The organism is Enterobacter sp. J49, assembly GCF_002148625.1.
Lineage (GTDB): Bacteria > Pseudomonadota > Gammaproteobacteria > Enterobacterales > Enterobacteriaceae > Enterobacter > Enterobacter ludwigii.
This window is the reverse complement of the sequence record NZ_MWPY01000037.1, coordinates 846134-865312: the sequence shown is the minus strand read 5'-3', so window position 1 is coordinate 865312 and position 19179 is coordinate 846134. Positions and strand designations below refer to the sequence as shown.

The 19179-nt window shown below is 57.6% G+C and carries 10 protein-coding genes; 2 read left to right on the top strand and 8 right to left on the bottom strand.

The features are described from left to right. Window positions 1–16: 16 nt before the first annotated feature. The 5 genes from narI to BJP35_RS22390 all read right to left on the bottom strand — a co-directional run bounded on the left by narI (window position 17) and on the right by BJP35_RS22390 (window position 8455). Window positions 17–694, bottom strand: a complete 678-nt coding sequence (gene narI / locus BJP35_RS22410) for a respiratory nitrate reductase subunit gamma (protein WP_014170469.1) — start codon at window positions 692–694, stop codon at window positions 17–19. After that, a complete protein-coding gene (gene narJ, locus BJP35_RS22405; RefSeq protein ID WP_040017698.1) occupies window positions 694–1404 on the bottom strand; it encodes a nitrate reductase molybdenum cofactor assembly chaperone in 711 nt (236 codons plus the stop codon). The genes narI and narJ overlap by 1 nt, the downstream gene beginning before the upstream one ends. Continuing rightward, window positions 1401–2936 (bottom strand): nitrate reductase subunit beta, encoded by a 1536-nt coding sequence (narH, locus tag BJP35_RS22400; protein ID WP_020882363.1) that lies wholly within the window; start codon window positions 2934–2936, stop codon window positions 1401–1403. The genes narJ and narH overlap by 4 nt, the downstream gene beginning before the upstream one ends. Beyond that, entirely contained in the window at window positions 2933–6676 is a 3744-nt protein-coding gene (locus BJP35_RS22395; RefSeq protein ID WP_047744782.1) for a nitrate reductase subunit alpha, read from the bottom strand. Before BJP35_RS22395 ends, narH begins: the two co-directional genes overlap by 4 nt. A 381-nt stretch (window positions 6677–7057) precedes the next feature. Next, complete coding sequence (locus tag BJP35_RS22390) at window positions 7058–8455, bottom strand: NarK family nitrate/nitrite MFS transporter (protein WP_020882361.1); 1398 nt, start codon at window positions 8453–8455, stop codon at window positions 7058–7060. 309 nt (window positions 8456–8764) lie between these two features. On the opposite strand from BJP35_RS22390, the gene narX reads away from it, so the two are divergent. Continuing rightward, a complete protein-coding gene (gene narX / locus BJP35_RS22385; RefSeq protein WP_025203922.1) occupies window positions 8765–10561 on the top strand; it encodes a nitrate/nitrite two-component system sensor histidine kinase NarX in 1797 nt (598 codons plus the stop codon). Beyond that, window positions 10554–11204: a two-component system response regulator NarL gene (narL, locus tag BJP35_RS22380; protein WP_003856701.1), complete on the top strand. Its 651-nt coding sequence runs from the start codon at window positions 10554–10556 to the stop codon at window positions 11202–11204. The genes narX and narL overlap by 8 nt, the downstream gene beginning before the upstream one ends. Before the next feature lie 3 nt (window positions 11205–11207). Here narL and BJP35_RS22375 read toward each other — a convergent pair whose 3' ends face one another. The 3 genes from BJP35_RS22375 to nirB all read right to left on the bottom strand — a co-directional run bounded on the left by BJP35_RS22375 (window position 11208) and on the right by nirB (window position 19171). Next, window positions 11208–12614 (bottom strand): YchO/YchP family invasin, encoded by a 1407-nt coding sequence (locus tag BJP35_RS22375; RefSeq protein WP_032669735.1) that lies wholly within the window; start codon window positions 12612–12614, stop codon window positions 11208–11210. A 75-nt stretch (window positions 12615–12689) separates the two neighbouring features. Then, entirely contained in the window at window positions 12690–15188 is a 2499-nt protein-coding gene (locus BJP35_RS22370) for a nitrate reductase (RefSeq protein WP_047744783.1), read from the bottom strand. Next, window positions 15185–19171, bottom strand: coding sequence for a nitrite reductase large subunit NirB (gene nirB / locus BJP35_RS22365; RefSeq protein WP_073971026.1), 3987 nt, complete (start codon window positions 19169–19171; stop codon window positions 15185–15187). Before nirB ends, BJP35_RS22370 begins: the two co-directional genes overlap by 4 nt. Window positions 19172–19179 lie beyond the last annotated feature (8 nt).

The window sequence follows — 19179 nt, the reverse complement described above, 5'->3', positions numbered from 1 at the left end:
GTCGGTTTTCAGCAAATTAGCGACGGGCGCGAACAATCTGATATTTGCGCGTCAGATACTCCACCGGTGCGCTCCAGATATGCACCAGACGAGAGAATGGGAACAGCACAAACAGCGTCATCCCGAGCACCAGGTGCACGCGGAAGATAAACGCCACACCGTCAAGGTGCTCAGACGCACCACCGTGGAAAGTCACCACAGACTGCGCCCAGCCGACCAGCTTCATCATTTCGCTGCCATCCATATGCTGAGCCGAGAACGGAATGGTCAGCAGACCCAGCGCACACTGCACCATCAGCAGGGACAAAATCAGAATGTCCGCGCCGGTGGTAGTCGCGCGAACACGCGGGCTGAACAGACGGCGTTTAAGCAGCAGTAAACCGCCCACCAGCGTCATCACGCCGCAGGCACCGCCGGCAATCATCGCCATTTTCTGCTTCACCTCAATCGGCAGGAATGACTCATACATCCAGTGCGGCGTCAGCATTCCGAGGAAGTGACCCGCAAAAATCCCCAGGATCCCGATGTGGAACAGGTTAGAAGCCAGGTTCATCCCTTTGCGATCGAGCATCTGGCTGGAGGCAGCACGCCAGGTGTACTGGCCGTAGTCATAACGCAGCCAGCTTCCCACCAGGAACACGGTGCCCGCGATATACGGGTAAATGTCAAAGAAGAACATATTCAGGAAGTGCATTATTGCTGTCCTCCGTTAGAGATATTCAAATATTGCGGGGCAACGGCTCCGGCAAAACGACGTTGGTGAGCAGAGATTTCAGACTCACCGCAGTTCTGATCAGCCATGAATTTCACCTGCTCTTCCTCCCAGACCGCATCCAGCGCCTGTGGTGTATCATCGCGGGCTTCATCGGCGATCTTCTCCGCAACTTTTTCACTGTCGACCGATGCATTGGCCAGTTTCACCAGCAGGTCGAACAGCACCGCGTAACGGCTCTCGCGCTGCTGAAGTCGTGCGCCGAGCAACGCCAGGATCGGCGCGATGTCCTGCAGACCACCCAGCGCCTCCTCTTTAGGCAACTGCGCCAGATACTCAAGGTAGAGCGGCAGGTGGTCCGGCAGCTCGCGGCTGTCGAGCTGCAGGCCGTGTTGCTCGTACTGTCCCATCAGGTCAACCATCGCCTGACCGCGGTCACGTGATTCACCGTGAACATGTTCGAACAGCAGCAGCGACGTCGCGCGTCCGCGGTCAAACAGCTGGCTGTAATCCGCCTGCGCATCCAGTAAATCGCGCGCTAACAGGTCCCGGAGGAAAACGGCCAGTGTCTGGGCATCCTCTTTCTCAAGATTTTCAGATGACGCGAGTGCATCAAAGAGCTCCTGCTGATGCTGCGCAAGCGCAGCATCCGGGTACTCGAGCAGACGCGAAACAATGACAAGTTCAATCATTGGTGCGGCTCCGTTTTGCTCGTCACATCCAGGGCATCAATGCGGCGGCTGTTGAAGAGATTGAATTTCGTGTCTGAACCGTGGCATCCATCGCCAAAGGTAAAGCCACAGCCATTTTTCTCCGGGAAGGCTTCGCGAGCCAGTTCTCGGTGGCTGCTCGGCACCACGAAACGGTCTTCGTAATTGGCAATCGCCAGGTAACGGTACATCTCCTGCGCCTGGGCTTCGGTCAGACCTACCGCTTCCAGTGCACGGGTATCGTTAACACCGTCAACGGTTTCAGCGCGTTTGAAGTGGCGCATCGCCAGCATACGTTTCAGCGCCAGCAGGACCGGCTGGGTATCCCCTGCGGTTAACAGGTTTGCCAGATACTGAACCGGGATACGCAGGCTTTCCACGTCTGGCAGAATGCCGTTGCTGCCCAGCTCACCCGCATCCGCAGCAGACTGGATCGGAGACAGCGGCGGCACGTACCAGACCATCGGCAGCGTGCGGTATTCCGGATGCAGCGGCAGCGCCAGCTTCCAGTCCATCGCCATTTTGTACACCGGAGACTGCTGCGCCGCGTCAATCACGCTCTGCGGAATGCCGTCTTTCAGCGCCTGCTCAATCACTTTCGGATCGTTAGGATCAAGGAAAACGTCCAGCTGACGCTGATAGAGATCTTTCTCGTTCTCGGTGCTGGCTGCATTTTCAATCGCGTCCGCGTCGTACAGCAGCACGCCGAGGTAACGAATACGGCCCACGCAGCTCTCAGAGCAGACGGTTGGCATACCGGCTTCAATACGCGGATAGCAGAAGATGCACTTCTCAGACTTGCCGCTCTTCCAGTTGAAGTAGATTTTTTTGTACGGGCAACCGGTAATACACATACGCCAGCCGCGGCACTTGTCCTGGTCGATCAGCACAATGCCATCTTCTTCACGCTTATAGATGGCTCCGCTCGGACAGGTCGCCACGCACGCCGGGTTAAGGCAGTGCTCGCACAGACGCGGCAGATACATCATGAAGGTGTTTTCGAACTGGCCGTACATCGCCTTCTGCATGTTCTCGAAGTTCTGGTCTTTGGCGCGTTTTTCGAACTCGCCGCCCAGAATCTCTTCCCAGTTTGGACCGCTGGTGATCTTATCCATACGCTGCCCGGTAATGAGCGAGCGTGGACGTGCGATCGGCTGATGTTTGCTTTCCGGCGCGTTGTGCAGGTTCTGGTAGTCGTAATCAAACGGCTCGTAGTAATCATCGATGCCCGGCAGATGCGGGTTGGCGAAGATTTTACCGAGCAGCATCGCACGGTTACCCATGCGCGGCTGCAGTTTACCGTTGATTTTACGGATCCAGCCGCCCTTCCATTTCTCCTGGTTTTCCCAGTCGGTTGGAAAGCCTGTGCCGGGTTTACTTTCCACGTTATTGAACCACGCGTACTCCATCCCTTCGCGGCTGGTCCAGACGTTTTTACAGGTGACTGAGCAGGTATGACAGCCGATGCATTTATCCAGATTCAGCACCATGCCGACTTGTGAACGAATTTTCATTTTACGCTCTCCTGTACCTGGTCATTACCTTCGCCGTCTAACCAGTTAATATTCTTCATCTTACGTACCACCACGAACTCATCGCGGTTAGATCCTACCGTGCCGTAGTAGTTAAAGCCGTAGGCCAGCTGCGCATAGCCGCCGATCATGTGCGTCGGTTTTGGCGTAATACGGGTCACGGAGTTGTGAATGCCGCCGCGCTGCTCGGTGATTTCAGAACCCGGCAGGTTAACGATACGTTCCTGCGCGTGGTACATCATGGTCATCCCGGCCGGGACACGCTGGCTGACAACCGCACGCGCCGTCAGCGCACCGTTGCTGTTGAACACTTCAATCCAGTCGTTATCTTCAATGCCCAGATCTTTGGCGTCCGTCTCGCTCATCCACACAATCGGGCCACCGCGGGACAACGTCAGCATCAGCAGGTTGTCGCTGTAGGTGGAGTGAATGCCCCATTTCTGGTGCGGCGTCAGGAAGTTCAGCGCCTTCTCCGGGTTACCGTTCGATTTCGTACCCATTACCGCTTTCACGGAGCGGGTATCGATTGGCGGACGATAAACCAGCAGGCTCTCACCGAAGTCGCGCATCCACTGGTGATCCTGATACAGGGACTGACGACCGGACAGGGTACGCCATGGGATCAGTTCGTGAACGTTGGTGTAGCCAGCGTTGTAGGAGACGTGTTCATCTTCCAGGCCAGACCAGGTCGGGCTGGAGATAATTTTGCGCGGCTGAGCCTGAATATCGCGGAAGCGGATCTTCTCTTCCTCTTTATTCGTCGCCAGATGGGTATGATCGCGACCGGTAAACTCACTCAGTGCCGCCCATGCTTTCACCGCCACGTGACCGTTGGTTTCCGGTGCCAGAGTCAGGATCATTTCTGCAGCATCAATGGCCGTGTTCAGCATTGGCTGGCCTTTGGCCGGGCCGTCCGCTTTGGTGTAATTGAGCTTACGCAGCAGGTCCATTTCGCTCTGGGTATTCCACGCAATCCCTTTACCCCCGTTACCGATTTTTTCCATCAGCGGGCCGATAGAGGTAAAGCGTTCGTACGTTGCCGGGTAGTCACGTTCAACGGGAATAATGTGCGGCGCTGTCACGCCCGGGATCAGGTCACACTCGCCTTTTTTCCAGTCCTTCACGTCCAGCGGCTGCGCCAGTTCGGCTGCAGAGTCGTGCTGAATCGGCAGGGTCACCACATCGGTCTCTTTGCCCAGATGTCCTACGCACACTTCGGAGAATTTCTTCGCGATATCTTTGTAGATATCCCAGTCGCTTTTGGATTCCCACGCCGGGTCAACGGCTGCAGACAGCGGATGAATAAACGGATGCATATCCGAGGTATTCATGTCGTCTTTTTCATACCAGGTGGCGGTTGGCAGCACGATATCGGAATACAGGCAGGTGCTGGACAGACGGAAGTCCAGCGTCACAACCAGATCCAGCTTGCCGTCCAGACCGTTGTCTTTCCACTCCACTTCTTCTGGTTTCACGCCGCCCTGCTTGCCCAGATCTTTCCCCTGAATACCGTTTTCAGTACCCAGCAGATATTTCAGCATGTATTCGTGGCCTTTACCGGAGGAGCCCAGCAGGTTAGAGCGCCAGATAAACAGGTTACGCGGATGGTTTTTGCCGTTCTCAGGCTGCTCGGCCGCAAAGCGAATGGTGCCGTCTTTCAGTGCCTTGACGGTGTAATCCGCCGGGGTCATGCCCGCTTTCTTCGCCTCGTCGGCAATGCGCAGCGGGTTAGTCCCTAACTGAGGTGCAGACGGCAGCCAGCCCATGCGTTCTGCGCGGACGTTGAAGTCGATCAGATGGCCGCTGTAGCGGGATTTATCCGCCATTGGCGACAGCAATTCCTGGGCCGTTACCGTCTCATAGCGCCACTGGCTGGAGTGGTTGTAGAAGTAAGACGTACTGTTCATATGACGCGCCGGACGCTGCCAGTCGAGGGCAAACGCCAGTGGCTGCCAGCCCGTCTGCGGACGCAGTTTTTCCTGGCCCACATAGTGCGCCCAGCCGCCGCCGCTTTGACCCACACAACCGCAGAAGATCAGCATGTTGATCAGGCCACGATAGTTCATATCAAGGTGATACCAGTGGTTCAGACCGGCACCAACAATGATCATTGAACGGCCATGCGTCTTGTCAGCATTTTCAGCGAATTCACGGGCGATACGGGTGATGTGTCCACGCGGCACGCCGGTGATCTGCTCTGCCCAGGCCGGGGTATACGCTTTGATGTCGTCGTAGCTGGTTGCGCAGTTTTCATCATTCAGGCCGCGCTCCAGGCCGTAGTTGGCCAGCGTCAGGTCATACACGGTGGTCACCAGCGCCGTCGACCCATCCGCCAGCTGCAGACGTTTGACCGGCAGCTTATGCATCAGGATGTTCTGCAGCTCAACTTTGTTGAAATGCTCGGCCCCTTCGCCGCCGAAGTACGGGAAGCCCACATCAGCAATTTCGTCCTGGCTACCCAGCATGCTCAGACGCAGTTCAGTCTCTTCACCGGTGGTACCGTTACGCTGCTCGAGGTTCCACTTGCCCTTCTCGCCCCAGCGGAAACCGATAGAGCCGTTGGGTGCCACCAGCTCGCCGTTATTGTTATAGGCGACCGTTTTCCACTCAGGATTGTTTTCCTGACCCAGCGCATCCACCAGATCGGCGGCACGCAGCGTGCGGCCCGCTGCATAGTAGCCATCTCGCTCTTCCAGCATGACCAGCATCGGCATGTCGGTATAACGACGGACATAGTCAGTAAAGTACTGGCTGGGTTTATCGAGGTGGAACTCACGCAGCATCACGTGACCCATCGCCAGCGCCATCGCGGAGTCGGTACCCTGTTTAGGGGCCAGCCACAGGTCGCACAGCTTGGCAATTTCCGCATAGTCCGGGGTTACCGCAACGGTTTTGGTGCCTTTGTAACGTACTTCCGTGAAGAAGTGGGCATCCGGCGTACGGGTCTGTGGAACGTTAGAGCCCCAGGCAATAATGTAGCTGGAGTTGTACCAGTCAGCGGATTCCGGCACGTCGGTCTGCTCGCCCCAGGTCTGCGGAGAGGCTGGCGGCAGGTCGCAGTACCAGTCGTAGAAGCTCAGACAGGTTCCGCCGATAAGCGACAGATAGCGAGCACCTGAGGCGTAAGAGACCATCGACATCGCCGGGATAGGCGAGAAGCCCGCGACGCGGTCCGGTCCGTAAGTTTTGACGGTATAAACGTTTGAAGCGGCAATCAGTTCGTTAACCTCTTTCCAGGAAGAACGAACAAAGCCACCGCGCCCACGCGCTTGCTTAAAGCTTTTTGCTTTGTCGGCATCTTCGATAATGGATGCCCAGGCATCAACCGGATCGCTGTGCAGCACTTTCGCTTCACGCCACATTTTCATCAGGCGTTTGCGCATCAGAGGGTATTTCAGACGGTTGGCGCTGTACAGATACCAGGAGTAGCTTGCACCACGCGGGCAGCCACGAGGTTCGTGGTTTGGCATATCCGGACGGGTACGCGGATAGTCGGTCTGCTGCATTTCCCATGTCACCAGGCCGTTTTTAACGAAAATCTTCCAGCTACATGAGCCAGTGCAGTTCACGCCGTGGGTCGAACGGACGACTTTGTCATGCTGCCAGCGCTGACGGTAACCGTCTTCCCAGTCCCGGTTGGTCTCCAGAACCTGGCCGTGCCCATCGGCAAAAGTTTCACCCTTCTGTTTGAAGTAGCGAAACCGGTCCAAAAATTTGCTCATCGGGTATCTCCTGTGTGGAGCCTGTGGCTCTCTAAATCGACATTGCTGATTTGCAGCGAAGGTAACGCTCTGATAGATGGCGAGAATTGATAACGATCAAGGCGGAGAGGGAGTTTCAGGTGGGGTATTAGATCGGATACCACCAAAGCGGTATATTTTTAATTTTTATAAGCCATTAATTTATAATGATATTTATAATTTATCGTACAAAAAGCAGGGCTAAATTTAACATCTCAGGTATTAAGGGGTAGACCGCCCTGTAAAGCGATGGCGATCACAGTGTTACCCGCAGGCATTGTTCCTCAAACGCCATCAGTATGTTGTAACTACTGTAATAATAAAAAAACGCGGCCCGAAGGCCGCGCAAACGGATAATCACACTTACTTATTTTTCTTGGTATTACGGCCATATACCAGCCACGTAATCACTACGCAGGCGATATAGAAAACGAGGAAGACTTTCATTGCCCCTGCCGGAGAGCCGGTCAGGTCCAGAGAGATACCGAACGCTTTCGGAATAAAGAAGCCGCCAATTGCACCGATGGCAGAGATAAAGCCCAGTGCAGCAGCCGTATCCGTCGCGGCTTCACGCATGGCCTGCTCTTCGCTTCCGCCCTGCGCTTTAACACGATCCATTGTCAGTTTACGGAAGATAACGGAAATCATCTGGAAGGTCGATGCGCTACCGAGACCGGCCGTCAGGAACAGCACCATAAACACGCCAAAGAAGGCGGTAAAGTTCCCCCCCTGGCCATTGGCTGGCAGCGTCAGGAACAGCAGCGCACAGAAAACAGCCATGATCACAAAGTTCACCAGCGTCACGCGTGTTCCGCCCAGACGGTCAGACACCATCCCGCCCAGTGAACGCGCCAGGGCACCGATGAACGGACCAAAGAAGGCAAACTGCAGGATCTGCACTTCCGGGAACTGTGTTTTGGACAGCATGGCAAAGCCTGCGGAGAAACCGATAAACGACCCGAAGGTTGCCAGATAAAGCAGCGCCATGACCCACAGGTGCCCGCGTTTCAGCACCGGCAACTGCTCGCTCAGCGAAGCCTTAGATGCCGACAGATCGTTCATAAAGAACCATGCCGCCAGGGTGAAGACCACCAGGAACGGAACCCAAATCCACGCCGCATTTTGCAGGTACAGGGAAGAACCATCCGCCTGCTCGACGCCACCGCCACCAAAGGCTGCAAAAATGGAGACAGAGATTGCCAGCGGTGCAATTAACTGCATCACGCTTACGCCCATGTTTCCCAGACCGCCGTTAATACCCAGCGCACCGCCCTGCTTCGCTTTCGGGAAGAAGAAGCTGATGTTCGCCATACTGGAGGCGAAGTTAGCGCCAGCAAAACCGCACAGCAGGGAGATAATCACGAACACGCTGAAAGGCGTGGAGGTATCCTGCACCGCAAAACCCAGCCACACGCAAGGTACGATCATGATGCCCGTACTGAACGCCGTCCAGCGACGACCACCAAACACCGGCACCATAAACGCGTAAGGGACGCGCAGCAGCGCACCGGACAGCGACGGCAACGCGGTCAGCATAAACAGCTGATCGGTCGTAAAGGTAAAACCCACTTTTGGCAGATTGACTGCCACTGCACTAAACAACATCCATACGCAAAACGCTAACAGCAAACACGGAACGGAAATCCACAGATTCCGGCTCGCTATACGATGGCCGCGCTGTTGCCAGAACGCCGGATCCTCTGGACGCCATTCAGTAATAACGGCACCATTTTCCCTTTCGGGAGCGGATGAGTGACTCATAGACACCTCTGATTCTCGAATGATGCTGCAAACATTAGGGTTTTAGGGCGGCGGTAAGTTGATATAAATCAAAGGAAAAGTGGGAGGTTTTACAGCGCGAAAAAAGCCCTTATCCTTAGTGAGTAGGCTATTTCAGTAAAAAAGACGTGGTTTTTCACGGCACTGAAGCGTCCCCGATACCGCCTCCTCCTGCCGCTTACTCCGTTGGCAATTTAGGGGTAATCCTTTATTGGTATGGGTATACTCCTGGGTATGCACCAGAATAGCGCCATTCCTGCAAGCAGGCCACGTCAGGAGCCCGGCAACTCTATGTTAAAAAGATGTTTATCTCCGCTAACACTGGTTAACCAGTTGGCACTGATCGTTATGCTGTCCACCGCCCTCGGTGTGACCGGTATGGCGATTTCTGGCTGGCTGGTACAGGGCGTACAGGGTAATGCGCATGCCATCAACGAGGCAGGCTCTCTACGCATGCAGAGTTATCGCCTGCTGGCGTCGGTACCGCTGACGGAAGACGATCAGCCTCTGATCGACGAAATGGAGCGTACCGCGTTCAGCCCGGAGCTGGAACGCGCCGCCATCCGTGACGGGCAGGAATCACAGCTTAAATCCCTGCAAAACTACTGGCACACCCAGCTTCAGCCTGGTCTGAAACAGGCACGCAATACTGAGACCGTGGCACGGGACGTCGCGGGTTTTGTGTCGCGCATTGACGCGCTGGTCTCCTCTTTCGATCAGACCACCGAATTGCGTATCGACCGGGTGCTGATGGTTCACCGCGCCATGGCCTTGTTTATGGGGCTGCTGCTGATTTTCACCATCCTCTGGCTGCGTGCCCGGCTGTTGAACCCCTGGAAACAGCTGCTGGCGATGGCCCGCGCGGTGACCGCACGTGATTTTACCCAGCGCACGCATATCAGCGGGCGGAATGAAATGGCGATGCTGGGCCAGGCGCTCAATACCATGTCGGAAGAACTCTCCGAAAGCTACGCCGTGCTGGAAAAACGCGTGCAGGAGAAAACGGCAGGGCTGGAGCAGAAAAATGAAATCCTCTCCTTCCTGTGGCAGGCCAACCGTCGTCTGCATATGCAGGTGCCGTTATGTGAACGCCTCTCGCCGGTGCTGAATGGCCTGCAAAATCTTACCTTGCTGCATGACCTGGAGCTGCGGGTCTACGATGTGGAAGATGAAGATAATCATCAGGAATTTACCTGTCAGTCCGACATGTCCTGCGATGACAAAGGCTGTCATCTTTGCCCGCGAGGCTTGCCGCCCCTGACCTCCGGCGGTACGACGCTGAAGTGGCGACTGACGGACAGCCATACCCAGTACGGTATCCTGCTGGCCACGCTGCCCGCCGGGCGGCATCTGAGCCACGATCAGCAGCAGCTGGTCGATACGCTGGTGGAGCAGCTGACCGCTACACTGGCGCTCGACCGCCATCAGGAAAAGCAACAACAGCTGATCGTCATGGAAGAGCGTGCGACTATCGCGCGCGAACTGCATGACTCCATCGCCCAGTCGCTCTCCTGTATGAAAATGCAGGTCAGCTGTCTGCAGATGCAGGATGCGGAGATGCCGGAAAGCAACAAACAGCTGCTGAGCCAGATCCGCAACGAACTCAATACCTCATGGATTCAGCTTCGCGAGCTGTTGACCACCTTCCGCCTGCAGCTGACCGAGCCTGGCCTGCGCCCCGCGCTGGAGTCCAGCTGCCATGAATTTAGCGCCCGACTGGGGTTCCCGGTGAAGCTTGATTATCAGCTGCCGCCGCGGTTTGTCCCCTCCCATCAGGCGATTCATCTATTGCAGATCGCCCGTGAAGCCCTGAGCAACGTGCTCAAACACGCTGACGCGACGGCGGTCACCGTTACCGTCAGCCAGCACGATAATCAGGTCAGGCTCACGGTTCATGACAACGGCTGCGGCGTGCCGGAAAATGCCGAAAGAACTAACCATTATGGTTTAATTATCATGCGAGACCGCGCCCAAAGCCTGCGCGGTGATTGCCAGGTTCGCCGGCGAGAGACAGGTGGCACGGAAGTCGTGGTCACCTTTATTCCCGAAAAACCGCTCACAACTGCTCAAGGAGAAACCCATGACTAATCAGGAACCGGCATCCATCCTGTTGATCGACGACCATCCGATGCTGCGTACTGGCGTTAAACAGCTGGTCAGCATGGCACCCGATATCACCGTCGTTGGCGAAGCCAGCAATGGCGAACAGGGCATTGAGCTTGCCGAATCGCTTGATCCCGATCTGATCCTGCTCGATCTCAACATGCCGGGCATGAACGGTCTGGAAACGCTCGACAAGCTGCGGGAAAAATCGCTCTCCGGACGCGTAGTGGTCTTTAGCGTCTCGAACCATGAAGAGGATGTGGTGACGGCGCTCAAGCGTGGCGCGGACGGCTACCTGCTGAAAGATATGGAGCCGGAAGATCTGCTCAAGGCCCTGCAACAGGCCGCCGCGGGTGAGATGGTACTGAGCGAAGCCTTAACGCCGGTGCTGGCCGCCAGCTTGCGGGCAAACCGCGCCACCTCGGATCGCGATGTCAGCCAGTTAACGCCACGTGAGCGCGATATTCTGAAGCTGATTGCCCAGGGCCTGCCGAATAAAATGATTGCGCGTCGCCTGGATATCACCGAAAGCACGGTCAAAGTGCATGTGAAACATATGCTGAAGAAAATGAAGTTAAAATCCCGGGTTGAAGCCGCGGTATGGGTACACCAGGAACGTATTTTTTAAGCATTACTCATCCGGCAGCAGCTTCCAGCGCGGATCGTCGGTGGGTAATGCCACAAGCGGTTGCGCCACAGCCAGCGTGATCTCATTGGACGAGACGCGCTTGCCATCATTATCTTCTACCACCACCGAAAGCCGCCAGCGGTTGCTCGCGCCCTCACTGTCATCCCAGGCAGGCATAATCACGCTCCAGCCGTCTTCACTGGTATTGTTGGCCGGCGACGTCAGACTCAGCGCCTGCGTATCTCCCTGCCAGTGCAGCTGGCGAATCCCGTGCTTACTGCGGATCTGCAGCTTAAGCATCACGGTTTCGCCCCCTTTGAGATCCCACGGCGGTGTCGCCAGGTAGACGGACAACGTTTTGCTCTGGCGGAACTCCATCACCGGCAGGTTATCCCGCTCTGGCGAATCATAGCGACTGCCGCGCAGAGAACGGGTGGCGGCGACTTCACTGGCAGAAAGTTGCTTCACCAGCGGCACGCCAAAGCGGTAGTTGAGTTTGAGGCCAAGATTATTCTGGCTCACCCCACTCTCTCCTTGCTTATGCCCGGCGGTGAGGGTTACCAGCGGAACGGGGGTATAATTCAGCCCCAGATTGACCGCCACCGGGTTATGATAACCGGTACCGCTGTTGAACAGGTCAACGTTATCACCAAAATATTGCTCAAAGCTGACGCTGGTATTCAGGTGATGGAACCACGGCAGCCACGCTTTAGCGGTCACGTCGTACCCCCGGGCCATGCGCTGCTCCTGAATGTCAGAGCGATCGCGCCAGCCGGCAAAGGGCTGATAATAGTTCGCAGACAGACGCAGGTTCTCGCCCCACACTTCCGCACCTAACCCGGCACGCTGCAGGTTTTCATCCAGCAGGTTGTCGTAAAAGGTGTTGTAGCCGAGCAACCATTTTCCGGCAACCCAGCGCTGCCCAATGCCGGCATTGCTCACCAGACCGTCAGTCTGCTGCGTCAGGCCAAGCTGGCTCCAGCTCAGATAACGATTGTTATCGTTCCACGGAATAAACCAGCTGCCGCTGCTGCCGTTAAATTTGCCGTCGTCATCCACCAGCAAGTTCACGCTGGCGTTCCCCCACGGCGAAAGCCAGGATTCAATATGCTGGTTCACTTCGCCGCTCACCGCGTCACGCACCTTGCCAAAGGCAAACTGACGCGCCTGCTCGCCTGTCGTCAGGCCGTTATCGGTCATACTGGCTTCGCCAAACGCTTTCGCCATTTCTGCCAGATGTTTTTCGCCCTCGGTCGTGGGCGCCGCCATGCCGAGATCGGGCAGATTATCCCCGTTGTTATCAAAGGGGTTCTGTGCCTGTTGCACAAAGGAATTCGGCGCACCGTGAACGGCTCCGACCGGAATGAGGGGGAGTAAAGCAAGCAAACGAAGATGAGATGAAACAGCCATTAACGTCGTAAGAAATACCCGATGCTTACGTGAGAACACCGGGTACCTTACCGTTATTCCTCACGTTTTGCAGCCTTAAGAGGAATTTTCCGGAATATCCTGAAACATTGTTTTTAGTTCAGGCACACAGGAGCCGCAGTTCGTTCCGCAGCGCAGCCTGGCGCCCAGCGCCGCGACGGAATCACACCCTCCCCCAATCGCCTCGCGTATGACGGTTTCCCCCACGCTGAAACAGCTGCAGATGATCCGGCCCGGATCGACACTGTCCCCTGTTCCCTGTCCATTCAACAACGCGTGGCGCTCAGCAAGCGTCACGGGAGGTGAACGAAACGCGGCTTCAATTACCGTGTGCGCCAGTGTCGGTAACGCAGTGCCTTCCCAGAACCCGAGCATCAGTTGTCCTTCATGCCAGGCCAGCACGCTGCTGCGCTCGCAGGTCTGCGCGACATGCAGCTGCCAGCCCCGTTCACTGGCGTACTGCATAACCCACGCCAGCAACGGCTTATCCCCCGCCACCGTCAGACGTGAGACTTTACGCCACCAGCAGACAGCGGGTGGAAGCTCCGGCAGTTCACGGGCATAAAGCTCGCCCTGCCAGCCCGGCTGCCAGGGCATAATCCTGACGGCCGTCTGTTTACTCTCGGGCTGACCGGACAGCGGGTCACAGCGCCCTTCCACCAGCGCATTCACCTTCCCCTGGCGGGCAAACTGGGCATTCCAGTGCATTGGCACAAACAGCTCACCTTCTCGCAGCCCGTCAGTGATATGCACTCTTGCCAGCATCACCCCACGCGGAGAACTGATGCGCGCCAGCTGTCCGTCGTACAGTGAGAAGCGCATGGCATCGGCGGCGCCGATCTCAACACACGGCTCAGCACTATGCTGCATCAGTTTCGGGACGTATCCCGTCCGGGTCATGGTGTGCCACTGATCGCGGATACGTCCGGTATTGAGAATCAGCGGGTATAGTGCGTTTATTGCCGCACCGTGTGGCTGAGGCTCTACCGGCACAATTTCCCGGCGCGCAAAGGCCCCCGCTGACCACTGATAAGGCTCAAGCCGGTCCCATTCCTCACGGGTAAGTGACGCCAGTTCATGAAGGTTAAACGCCCGCGCGCCGTCATTTTCAAAGGCCGAGAGCGCTGCATGCTCACAAAAAATTTGCTGCGGATGTTCCCAGGCGAAGGCTTCACCATAGCCCAGCGCCTGTGCCACCCGGGCGATGACCCACCAGTCCGGTTTGGTCTCGCCTGGCGCCGGCAGAAAGGCGCGCTGGCGCGAAATACGCCGCTCGGAATTGGTTACCGTACCGTCTTTCTCCCCCCACGCCTGTACCGGGAAGCGGATATGGGCATAGCGGCTGGTGTCGGTCTCCTGCATCACCTCGGAGACAATCACCAGCGGGCAATGTTCCAGCGCCTGGCACACCGCGTGGCTGTCCGGCAGCGAGACGGCAGGATTGGTGCCCATGATCCACACCGCTTTCACTTCGCCGCGGGCGATCGCATCAAACAACTCCACCGCCATCAGGCCCGGCGTCTGGGCCAGTCTTTCTGTACCCCAAAAACGCGCCACCCGCGAAAGAGACTCCGGCTCGAAATTCATGTGAGCGGCAAGCTGGTTCGCCAGCCCACCCACCTCCCGCCCCCCCATCGCGTTAGGCTGTCCGGTCAGCGAAAACGGTCCGCAACCCTGACGGGCGAATTTTCCGCTGGCCAGATGAACGTTGATGATGGCATTACACTTGTCGCTGCCGCTTGAGGACTGATTAATGCCCATGGTGTAGAGCGTGATGGCCCGCGGCGCAGTCACAAACCAGTCGTAGAAGGTCCCCACGACCTCGGTTGAGAGTCCACAAAACTCAGCCACCCGGGCGATGGGCCACGCGTCGGTTCCCTGAATCAGATTGAGTAAACCGACAAACAGCCCGGCGTCACTGCCGGGCGTAAGCGCCAGATGCAGGTCAGCAATATCGCAGGTGGCCGTTTTGCGTGGGTCGATAACCACAACTTTCATCGCAGGATTGTTCTGGCGCGCCTGTACCAGCCGCTGATACAGCACCGGATGGGTCCATGCCGCATTTGACCCGACCAGCACCACCAGATCGCTGTTTTCCACATCCTCATAGCTGCACGGCACCACATCTTCACCAAACGCGCGCTTGTAGCCTGCCACCGCGGACGACATACAGAGCCGCGAGTTGGTATCTATGTTTGCCGCACCGATAAACCCTTTCATCAGCTTATTGGCGGCGTAATAGTCCTCAGTCAACAGCTGGCCGGAGGCGTAAAACGCCACCGCCTGTGGTCCCCAGGTGTCGATGATGGTCTGCAGCCGTTCACCTGCCGCCGCCAGCGCCCGGGACCATTCCACCGCCTGCCCGTCGACCACCGGGTGCAGCAGTCGCCCCTGCAGACCGGTCGTTTCGCCTAATGCCGAGCCTTTAACGCACAGGCGTCCAAAACTGGCGGGATGGCGTTCATCTCCGCGCACGGTGACCTTCTCGCCCTCTACCGTTGCGATCACGCCGCAGCCCACCCCGCAGTAGGGGCACGTCGTTCGGGTTTCATTCATGACGCCTCCGCACGCAAGATCTGCGCGTCGTTCCCGACCCACACCTGACCGTTTTCTATTTTCACCGGCCAGGCGCGCACCGCAGGTTCCCCGTTATCGGCCTGACAGCCGTCGCGCAGACGGATACGCTGCTTATAGAGCGGAGAGATGACCACCGGCTCGCCGGCAGCATCGCCGAGAATGCCGCGTGAAAGCACGTTTGCTGTGCTGCCCGGCTCGAGGTCGTCGAGGGCATAGACGGATTGACCAAAGCGGAAAAGCGCAATCGGTTTTCGCCCCAGCCGGGCGCCGATCCCCGCCTGCTCAGGGATCTCATCGATAGCGCAGACCGCTTGCCAGCGTTTATTCTCCTCCACCGACTGACGATTCACTTCGGTACGGAACAGCGCCAGACGGCTCGGATCGTTAAGCGTGGTCTGCCATTCACACTGGTAGATTTCCACCACGCGGGCCATCTCCTGTTCCAGCTCGTGCGCAATGCCCAGGCTGTCGTGAAGAATCACCTCGCGCAGGTAGTCGATCCCCCCTTCCAGATTGTCCATCCACGTACTGGTACGCTGCAGGCGATCCGCCGTGCGGATGTAGAACATCAGGAAGCGGTCGACGGTGCGGATCAGCGTCTCGTCATCCAGATCGCTGGCAAAGAGATCCGCATGGCGCGGTTTCATGCCGCCGTTACCGCAGAGATAAAGGTTCCAGCCTTTGTCGGTCGCAATGACGCCCACGTCCTTGCTCTGAGCCTCCGCACATTCACGGGTACAACCGGACACGGCCATTTTAATTTTGTGCGGCGCGCGTAAGCCTTTATAGCGGTGCTCAAGCGTGACCGCGAGACGCGTGGAATCTTGCACGCCATAGCGGCACCAGGTCGACCCGACGCAGGATTTCACCGTGCGCAGGGATTTACCGTACGCGTGACCGGTCTCAAATCCGGCCTCCACCAGCGCCTGCCAGATCGCCGGCAGCTGGTCGAGCGTGGCGCCAAAGAGGTCGATACGCTGCCCACCCGTGATTTTGCTGTACAGCTGGTAGCGTTTGGCGATCTGGCCGATAGCTATCAAGCCGTCGGCCGACACTTCCCCTGCAGGCATCCGGGGCACAATGGAGTACGTCCCGTCTTTCTGAATATTGGCAAAGTAACGGTCGTTGGTGTCCTGCAGCGGCAGATGTGCCGGTTTCAGCAGGTACTCATTCCAGCAGGAGGCGAGCACTGACCCCACCAGCGGTTTACAGATTTCGCAACCGTGCCCCTGCCCGTAACGGCTGATAAGCTGGTCGAAGGTACGAATATGATTGACGCGCACCAGGTGATAGATTTCCTGACGCGACCACGGAAAGTGTTCGCAGATGTCCTTTTTCACCTCCACGCCCTGCTCCGCAAGCTGGTACTCCATCACCTGTTTCACCAGCGCGCTGCATCCTCCGCAACCGGTCGCGGCTTTGGTGCACTGTTTTATGGCTCCAATATCCGCGGCACCGGCACTTACCGCCTGACAGATATCACCTTTGCTGACGTTATGGCAGGAGCAGATCTGCGCACTGTCAGGCAGTGCCGCCACGCCGAGGGCTTTTGGCGCGCTCCCGGCGAAGGAAGGTAAAATCAGCGTTTCAGGCTCTTTGGGTAGCGCTATGCCGTTGAGCATCATCTGCACCAGGGTCGCATATTCGCTGGCATCCCCCACCAGTACGCCGCCCAACAGGGTTTTATTGTCCTCACTGACCACGATCTTTTTATAGATTTGCTGCGGACCATGCGTCCATTGATAGCTTAGCGCGCCGGGTGTTCTTCCATGGGCATCGCCAAACGAGGCCACATCTACCCCCAGCAGCTTCAGTTTGGTGCTCATGTCAGCCCCGGTAAAGGCGCTCGCCTCTCCCGCCAGCGTGGCCGATGCCACCCGCGCCATCTGATAACCCGGGGCGACCAGGCCAAAAATTTTACCCTCCCACAGTGCACATTCGCCGATAGCGAACACGTCTTTATCGGAAGTCTGGCACTGGTTATCAATGCAAATCCCGCCGCGCTCTCCGGTCGCCAGGCCACTGCTGCGCCCCAGTGCATCCTGCGGGCGAATACCTGCAGAGAAGACCACGATATCAGTTTCCAGCTGTTCACCGTCCGCAAAGCGCATTACCAGCCCGCCGTTCGCAGAGACGATGTCGGTGGTGGATTTGCTGGTGTGAACGCCCACGCCAAGCGCTTCGATCTTTTTGCGCAGCATGGCCGCACCGTCGTTGTCGAGTTGTACCGCCATCAGGTGTGGCGCAAACTCCACGACGTGCGTTTCCAGGCCCAGCTGTTTCAGGGCATTCGCGGCTTCCAGTCCCAGCAGGCCACCGCCAATGACCACCCCGCGACGGGATTGCTTTGCCTGCGCGGCGATGTTATCCAGGTCGTCCAGCGTACGGTAAACAAAGCAGCCTGGCAGCGTGCTGCCCGGTACCGGAGGCACAAACGGGTAAGAGCCGGTCGCCAGCACCAGTTTGTCCCAGTGGGTTTCATGCCCACTGGCGGTACGCACGACGTGTGCGTCGCGATCGATACTCACAATCTGCTGCGAGAGGCGAAGCTCAATGCCGTGTTCAGCAAAGAAATCACCGTCCACCAGTGAGAGCGATTCTGCGCTTCGTCCGCCAAAATACTCTGACAAATGCACACGATCATAGGCGGCATAGCGCTCTTCGCCAAAAACGATAATCTGGTACTGCCGGTGCAAATTGCGCTTCACACAGTCTTCAAGAAAATGATGGCCGACCATACCGTGTCCAACCACCACCAGCGTAGGTTTTGTCATAGCGTTTTGTCCTGCAACCTGCGGTTGCGTAGTGAATCGATTGAACAGCCAGTCCGCGTGGGCGGGCGCAGCCGTTGCCAGTAAATCGGTGAATGTTGCCGCGTTGCGGCAATCCCCCATCAGCAGCACGCCAGCAAGCGCACCGCGATGCAGTAACAAACGGCGATAGTGACGGGTCAGCGGATCCCAGGCGCTCCAGACCACATCGTCTGGCAGAACCTCTACTCGCCCGGCGCTGAACAGCTCCACACCGGGCACTTTGAGGCGCATGCCGCTGTCGGTCAGGGCAAATGGCGTGCTAGCCTCCCCAGCCAGCCGGGCGGCGAGGATATCCGCCTGCGCCAGGCAAGGTGCGACCAGGCCGAACGTCTGGCCGTCGATTTCGCAGCACTCACCGATGGCGCTGATCGCCGGGACTGAGGTCTGCATCTGGTGGTTAACCACAATGCCGCGGACACAGTGAATGCCGCTGCCTTTTGCCAGTGCGACATTGGGCTGCACGCCGGTCGCCAGCACCACGCGAGAGGCGTTAATCTTGCGTCCGTTGTGTAACGTCACGGCATCCGCCGCAATGGCGGTCATTCCCGATGACAGTTCGCAGCGAACGCCGCGCTCCGCCAGCGCCTCTTCAAGCAAAACGCCTGCCTGGCGATCGAGCTGCTGTTCCATCAGCCACGCACCACGATGCACCAGCGTGACGTTGTCACAAGACCGGGCCAGTGCCGCAGCGACCTCAACGCCGAGCACCCCACCGCCCAGCACTACAGCTGGCCCCGGGTTCTCCTGAATCGCGCGGATATCGGCCAGCGTACGAAAGGTGAAGACATGCGGAGCGTCACCGCCCGGAATGGGAGGTACAAAAGGCGTCGACCCGGTGGCAAAGACCAGTTCGTCCCAGGCCAGCGTGGTTGCTGTGGTACGGACCTCGCGTTTCTCAACATCCACGGAAAGCACCTTTTCGCCACGTCGTACCGTCACACCCCGTGCGTGATACCAGGCGTCGTCCTGCAGGCGGATCTGCTGCGCCTGTTTTTCCCCGCCCAGTACCGGCGAGAGCATGATGCGGTTGTAAGCGTGTTCCGACTCCTCGCCAAACACGGTGATCGTGAAGCGACCGGGCGCACGCTCGGTCAGCGAGGCAATCAGCCGTGTTGCGGCCATCCCATTACCGATAACGATCAGTCGCATCACCGCCT

What these genes read in the sequence shown, in the direction of transcription:
- narH (WP_020882363.1), bottom strand. Translation starts at nt 2,936, where the DNA reads ATGAAAATTCGTTCACAAGTCGGCATGGTGCTGAATCTGGATAAATGC.
- narL (WP_003856701.1), top strand. Translation starts at nt 10,554, where the DNA reads ATGACTAATCAGGAACCGGCATCCATCCTGTTGATCGACGACCATCCG.
- BJP35_RS22395 (WP_047744782.1), bottom strand. Translation starts at nt 6,676, where the DNA reads ATGAGCAAATTTTTGGACCGGTTTCGCTACTTCAAACAGAAGGGTGAA.
- BJP35_RS22370 (WP_047744783.1), bottom strand. Translation starts at nt 15,188, where the DNA reads ATGAATGAAACCCGAACGACGTGCCCCTACTGCGGGGTGGGCTGCGGC.
- nirB (WP_073971026.1), bottom strand. Translation starts at nt 19,171, where the DNA reads ATGCGACTGATCGTTATCGGTAATGGGATGGCCGCAACACGGCTGATT.
- narI (WP_014170469.1), bottom strand. Translation starts at nt 694, where the DNA reads ATGCACTTCCTGAATATGTTCTTCTTTGACATTTACCCGTATATCGCG.
- narX (WP_025203922.1), top strand. Translation starts at nt 8,765, where the DNA reads ATGTTAAAAAGATGTTTATCTCCGCTAACACTGGTTAACCAGTTGGCA.
- BJP35_RS22390 (WP_020882361.1), bottom strand. Translation starts at nt 8,455, where the DNA reads ATGAGTCACTCATCCGCTCCCGAAAGGGAAAATGGTGCCGTTATTACT.
- BJP35_RS22375 (WP_032669735.1), bottom strand. Translation starts at nt 12,614, where the DNA reads ATGGCTGTTTCATCTCATCTTCGTTTGCTTGCTTTACTCCCCCTCATT.
- narJ (WP_040017698.1), bottom strand. Translation starts at nt 1,404, where the DNA reads ATGATTGAACTTGTCATTGTTTCGCGTCTGCTCGAGTACCCGGATGCT.